Genomic DNA, 5,746 nt, shown 5'->3' with positions numbered 1-5,746 from the left:
GGCCGGGTACCGGCGCCGGACCGGGGGCCGCGTCCCGCCCGGCTTCGTCCGCACCGTCCTCCGCCCCCTCGCCCCGGCCGCCGTCGGCTCCGGCGGCGAGCCCGTCCGCCGGGGCAGCCTCCGCGAAAACCCTGCCCAGGGGCCCGCTTTCGGGCCGCACCGTGGTGATCGACCCGGGGCACAATCCGGGTAACCGTGACCACACCCGGGAGATCAACAGCCAGGTGGACTTCGGCACGGGGCGCAAGGAGTGCGACACCACGGGCACGGCCACCGACTCGGGTTACGCCGAAGCCCGCTTCACCCTCGATGTCTCGCGCCGGCTGCGCACGCTGCTGGAGGCACAGGGGGCGAAGGTCGTCCTCACCCAGGACGGCGACCGCGCCTTCGGCCCGTGCGTCGACGAGCGGGCGCGGATCGGCAACGAGGAGCGGGCCGACGCGGCCGTCTCGGTGCACGCGGACGGTTCCGCGACCGGGAACCGGGGATTCCACGTCATTCTCCCCGCAGCGGTGAGCGGAGGCGGAGCGGACACCGCGAAGATCGTGGCCCCTTCGCGTGAACTGGGGGAACGGATTGCCGGGAATTTCGTACGCGTTACCGGAAGCACCCCTTCCAACTACATCGGCGGCGGCACCGGGCTGGACACCCGTGATGATCTCGGCGGCCTGAATCTGTCGACCGTGCCCAAAGTGTTCGTCGAGTGCGGCAACATGCGTGATCCGTCGGACGCCGCCCTGCTCACCAGCGCGGGCTGGCGCCAGAAGGCGGCTCTCGGGATCGCCGACGGCATCAGCAGCTATCTGAAGAGGTAGTTCCGCGGGGAGGGCGGCGGCCCCGGAGGGATGGCCGGTCCGGGGTCCGGGCAGCATCACAACCCGGCCGAGCAGACGATAGATTCATCCGTACGATGGGGGGCCGCCCCCGAGCTCCGTTCCGTACCCGCCGTTCAGGCGGCATCGACGACCGCCCCGACGAGACGACCGACTAAGGACCTTCACGTGAATATCCGCTCCCTCACTCGAGGCGACGGCGTGGTGATCGGAGCAGCGGTCGTGCTGTTCATCGCCTCTTTCCTCGACCTCTCCGGCTACGAGTGCCCCTCGGGCGTGGACTGCTCGGGCTACAGCGCGAACGCCTGGGACTCGCTGTCCGTCCTGATGGGCATCTACCTGGCCGGCATCATCGGCGCCGCGCTGCTGATCGTCAGCCGTGCGCTGCCGGGCCGCAAGGTCGCCGGTTTCGAACTCGGCCAGTTCGGCGCCGCGTTCACCGTGTACGCCCTGTGGACCATGTTCTGGACGATCATCGACGCCGGTGACGCCGGCGCCGGCCTGATCCTCGGACTGCTCGCGGCGCTCGTGCTGGCCGCCGGCGCCGTGGCCACTCCGCTGGTTCCCGCGCTCAAGGCCCCGCTCCTGGGCGCGCCGCGCCCGGCGCAGGTGCAGCCCGCCTACGGCCAGCAGCCCGGCCAGGGCTACGGCTACCCCGGTGGCCAGCAGTTCGGCGCCCAGCCCGGCCAGCCCCAGCCGTACGGCGCCCAGCCCGGCCCCGGTCAGCCGGAGCACCACCAGCAGGCGGCGCAGCAGGCCTCGCAGGGCGGTGGGGCGCCGGCACCGGCCGGTGACTTCACGCCCTTCTGGTTCGCGGTGCCGGTGGCCCGTCCGCTGTACGGCGAGGACGGCTCCCCCAACCCGATCGCCGAACTCGCGCCCGGTACGTGGTACCTCGCGGTCGAGCAGCGTGGCCCCGGGCTCATCGCCCAGACGCAGGACGGCCGTCGTGGCGTCCTCCAGGACACCACGGGCATCCAGCGCGGCTGAGCCCGCGCACGCCTCGGCGGCCCCCGCCCGGAAGGGCGGGGGCCGCTGTCGTGTGCGTGGCGGCCGGTCCTCAGCCGAAGGACGTCCGCTCCAGCCAGAAGTCCAGGAGCTCCCGGTCTCCCAGGACCTCCAGTCCGCCCTCGTCCGGTTCCTGCCTGCGGTTGAAGGCCAGCATCAGTTCGGTCAGCGGGCCCCGGAGCGCCACGGTCGCCTTCTCGTGGGCGTGGCGCCAGGTGAAGCCGTCCTCACCGAGGCCGATCAGCCACTCCGCCCCCGGCACATCCGTGGCGTGCAGGTGCAAGGACCTTCCGTCACCGCGCAGTTGTGCTGCTTCCGGGTCTCCCTGCGCCTGGACGAAGGCGACGATCTCCAGCCATTCGGTGATCGTGTCGGCGGCCAGGTCGGGCGCCACCTCGAATGCCGCCCCCGCGGCGAGGAACGCGTCCCCCCGGTGGACGACGGTCTCGTGGGTCATGCGCCGGGCCCAGAAGGCGGTACGGCGTTCCCATCCCCAGGTCCACACCTCGGTGTCCGGGCCCGCCTCACGCAGGGCGTCGACGGCGGTGGCGGCGCCCGCGGTCAGCCATTGCGCCAGAGCGGCCGGGTCGTCACCGGCCGGGCCGCCGGAACCCGGGACCTGGGCTCCGGGTATCTCTTCGGCCGCCCGGCGGCGGGTGATCTCACCGGCCCAGCGGTGCGCCCTGCCGACGTGGAGGACGAGCTCGCGCAGGTTCCAGTCCGGGCAGCCCGGGACGCGTCGGGTCAGGTCCGCGTCCTTGACCAGTTCCGCCAACCGGCCTGTCTCGGCAAGGATTTCGTCGCAGTAGCGCGTGTACGTCAGGAGGGTCATCCCTCGCACACTACGGGGGACACGCCGCTTTCCCCAGCCGGTTATCCGCCCAGCTGCGAGGTCGAGGGGACCTTGTCCACCACCTCGGCGCCCGCGCTCCTGCCCGCGTCCTTGACGCTGTCGATGACGCTCTCGAAGGCATCCACGTCACCGGCGCCCGTCTGCCCCTTGCCCATCCTGGTCGCCACGTCCTTGAGCGAGTCGATCCCGGCGGTCAGGGGTGCGACGGCCTTCGACAGGAGCGGGTCGCCCTTGGCGTTGTCCGCCGCGGCCTGGAGCCGGTTGTACGCGAACACACCGGCGACTCCCGCCTTGACCATGGCGACGGTCCGCCCGTTCGCGCCCTTCTTGAACTTCCCGGCCCTGTACGGCTTCACGATCCACTGGTACGTCGCCCCTGCCGCCAGGCCCGCGTTGGCCACGAACCTCGTCTTGGCCCACTTCTGCTTCTGCGCGGACGTCGTGGGGCTCGGACTCGCGGAGCTGCTCGACGCCCGGGTGCCGTCGTCCCCGCCGCAGGCCGTGGTCCCCGCCAGCACGGTGCAGGACAGCAGCAGCGCCACGAGGAGCCGGTGGAGCGGTACGGATCGGGGCACGACGGGCCTCCCTGGCCGGGATTCTCACGGTGGGTGCCGTGGTCCGGCACTCTCCGCCAGGCTCACCCGTGCGGGGACGGCCCGCCACCCGGTGCACTCCGTACGGGTTTCACTCACGGTGGAGCGGCAATCCGGAGAGCATGTCTCCCAGAACAGGCACAGGAAGCAGTACCGCTGCACGTGTCATAGCCGTCGTCGCGGACATCATGGCCTTCATCATCATTCTGTGGATCCTGATGTACCTGCTCGACGCCAACCGGGGCAACGACCTGGTCCAGTGGGTCCAGGACTCCGCCCACTGGCTGGCCGGCTGGTCGTACGACCTGTTCACCTTCGATGAAGCGTGGGCGCGCGTCGTGACCGGTTACGGACTGGCCGCGGTCGTCTATCTGTTCATCGGTCACGCCGTGGCGGGCCGGGTCCGCCGCTTCTAGCGGACCGGCCTCTCACGGCAGCAGTCGGGCTCCAGTCCCGTCGGCAGCCGTTCGCCGCTGAAGACCGCGGTGGTCGCCTCGTCCCCCCCGAGCGCGGCCACCGCGAGCAGCAGTGATCCGGCCGTCCAGGTGGTGAGTTCCTCCGGCCACACGGCCCGTTCGCCCTCGAAGACGTATCCCGTCCAGTAGAGGCCGCCCTCGGCCCGCAGGTGCTGGACGGACTGCAGGATCTCCAGTGCGCGGTCCGACTCCCCCGTCACCCAGAGCGCCAGGGCCAGTTCGCAGCTCTCGCCGCCCGTCACCCACGGGTTGGGGAGCACGCAGCGCACGCCGAGGCCGGGGACCACGAAGCTGTCCCAGCCGTCCTGGATGCGCCGTGTCGCGTCGGGCCCGGTGACCGCGCCGCCGAGGACCGGGTAGTACCAGTCCATCGAGTAGCGGCTCTTGTCCAGGAAGCGCTCCGGGTGGCTGCGGATCGCGTGGCCGAGCGCACCGGCCGCCAGTTCCCAGTCCGGCTGGGCCTCCTCGCGCTGTTCGGCCAGCGCCAGCGCGCAGCGCAGCGCCTGGTACACGGAGGAGGAGCCGGTCAGCAGGGCGTCGGTGACAGGGGTGCCGTCGGCCTCGCGCTTCCAGCCGATCTGGCCGCCGGGCTGCTGGAGCCGCAGCACGAATTCGATCGCCGCGTAGACCGTCGGCCACATCCGGTCGACGAAGGCGTCGTCGCCGGTGGCGAGGTAGTGGTGCCAGACGCCGACCGCCACGTAGGCGCAGAAGTTGGTCTCGCGTCCCAGGTCGGTCGGCTTGCCGGGGTCACCGTCGTGGTAGGCGGCGTACCAGGAGCCGTCCTCGTTCTGGTGGCGGGCCAGCCATGCGTAAGCGCGGGCGGCGGCCTCGTGCTCACCGGCCGCGTCCAGCGCCATCGCGGCCTCGGTGTGGTCCCACGGGTCGAGGTGGTGGCCGCGGAACCAGGGCAGCGCCCCGTCCTCGCGCTGCACGGCGAGCAGGGCGGCCACGGTCTCGACGGCCTGTTCGGCGGTGAGGACGCCCGGCAGGACGAGGTGTTCGGTCTGCTCCGGCGTGCTCACGCCTCGGCCTTCGGCAGGTGCGGCTTGGTCGCGTACGCCACGAAGCTCTTGCCGACGACCGGGTTGAGGAGCTGCTCGGCGACCCGGGTGGCCATGGGCTTCTTCATGATGTCCCAGACCAGCAGCTTGTGGTAGGCGCGCACGGGGAGCGCCTTGTCGTTGTCGACCCCGAAGGCGCACTTCAGCCACCAGTAGGGGCTGTGCAGGGCGTGCGCGTGGTGGGTGCCGTAGGGCTTGAGTCCGGCTTCCCGGATCCTGCCGAGGAGTTCGTCGGCCTTGTAGATGCGGATGTGGCCGCCCTCGACCTCGTGGTACGCGTCGGAGAGCGTCCAGCAGACCTTCTCGGGGCCGTAGCGGGGCACGGTGATCGCGATCCGGCCGCCGGGCTTCAGCACGCGGACCATCTCGGCGAGCACGCCCTTGTCGTCGGGGATGTGCTCCATGACCTCGGAGATGATCACGACGTCGAAGGACGCGTCGGGGAACGGCAGGTTGAGCGCGTCGCCCTCCATCGCGGTGGCCGTCGCGCCCGCGGGCGCCTCACCGGCCTCCTTCATCGCGGCGAACCACTTCGCGACCTCGCGGATCTCCTCGGCGTTCCGGTCGAGGGCCACCACCTGGGCGCCGCGCCGGTAGCACTCGAAGGCGTGCCGGCCGGCGCCGCAGCCCAGGTCGAGCACCCGGTCGCCTGCGGCGAGCGGGAAGCGGGTGAAGTCGACGGTCAGCACAGGGGCCTGCCTTCGAGGTCGGAGGTACGGGTTCCGGTTGCCGCGGGGGCGCTCACCTGCGGGCTCCCCGGGCGGCGATCGACTGACGGTACAGCTCGACGGTGCCGAGGGCGGCCTTGGCCCAGGTGAAGTTGGCCAGCACCCGGGCGCGGCCGGCCCGGCCGAGGCGGGCCCGCAGGCCGCTGTCGCCGAGGAGCCGGCCCAGAGCGGCGGCCAGTGCCCCCGCGTCG

7 protein-coding genes and 1 pseudogene are annotated in these 5,746 nt (G+C 71.8%); 3 read left to right on the top strand and 5 right to left on the bottom strand.

What is annotated here, in order from left to right; genetic code table 11:
• Together VN520_RS09880 and VN520_RS09875 are read left to right on the top strand one after the other, a co-directional pair.
• Window positions 1-815: N-acetylmuramoyl-L-alanine amidase (locus VN520_RS09880; protein ID WP_325746491.1), on the top strand; the 815-nt coding region annotated here is incomplete at its 5' end.
• Between the two features lie 186 nt (window positions 816-1,001).
• Entirely contained in the window at window positions 1,002-1,823 is an 822-nt protein-coding gene (locus tag VN520_RS09875; RefSeq protein ID WP_325746490.1) for a hypothetical protein, read from the top strand.
• Window positions 1,824-1,893: 70 nt separating this feature from the next.
• Here the strand turns inward: VN520_RS09875 and VN520_RS09870 are convergent, their stop codons facing one another.
• Window positions 1,894-2,673 (bottom strand): maleylpyruvate isomerase family mycothiol-dependent enzyme, encoded by a 780-nt coding sequence (locus VN520_RS09870; protein ID WP_325746489.1) that lies wholly within the window; start codon window positions 2,671-2,673, stop codon window positions 1,894-1,896.
• Window positions 2,674-2,714: 41 nt separating this feature from the next.
• Complete coding sequence (locus VN520_RS09865) at window positions 2,715-3,269, bottom strand: hypothetical protein (protein WP_325746488.1); 555 nt, start codon at window positions 3,267-3,269, stop codon at window positions 2,715-2,717.
• A 140-nt stretch (window positions 3,270-3,409) separates the two neighbouring features.
• On the opposite strand from VN520_RS09865, the gene VN520_RS09860 reads away from it, so the two are divergent.
• Window positions 3,410-3,703 (top strand): hypothetical protein, encoded by a 294-nt coding sequence (locus VN520_RS09860; RefSeq protein ID WP_145801792.1) that lies wholly within the window; start codon window positions 3,410-3,412, stop codon window positions 3,701-3,703.
• Here the strand turns inward: VN520_RS09860 and VN520_RS09855 are convergent.
• The 3 genes and pseudogenes from VN520_RS09855 to VN520_RS09845 all read right to left on the bottom strand — a co-directional run.
• On the bottom strand, window positions 3,700-4,788 hold the full coding sequence (locus tag VN520_RS09855; RefSeq protein WP_325746487.1) for a prenyltransferase: 1,089 nt from the start codon (window positions 4,786-4,788) through the stop codon (window positions 3,700-3,702). The genes VN520_RS09860 and VN520_RS09855 overlap by 4 nt on opposite strands.
• The gene (locus VN520_RS09850) at window positions 4,785-5,516 is read right to left on the bottom strand and encodes a class I SAM-dependent methyltransferase (RefSeq protein WP_325746486.1); all 732 of its coding nucleotides are present in this window, start codon (window positions 5,514-5,516) and stop codon (window positions 4,785-4,787) included. Before VN520_RS09850 ends, VN520_RS09855 begins: the two co-directional genes overlap by 4 nt.
• 52 nt (window positions 5,517-5,568) lie before the next feature.
• Window positions 5,569-5,746: pseudogene (locus VN520_RS09845) on the bottom strand (glycosyltransferase family protein); the annotation flags it as partial.

Origin of the sequence: Streptomyces sp., assembly GCF_035563135.1 — a bacterium.
GTDB lineage: Bacteria > Actinomycetota > Actinomycetes > Streptomycetales > Streptomycetaceae > Streptomyces.
The sequence above is the reverse complement of the archived record's forward strand: the minus strand, read 5'-3'. Positions and strand labels throughout refer to the sequence as shown.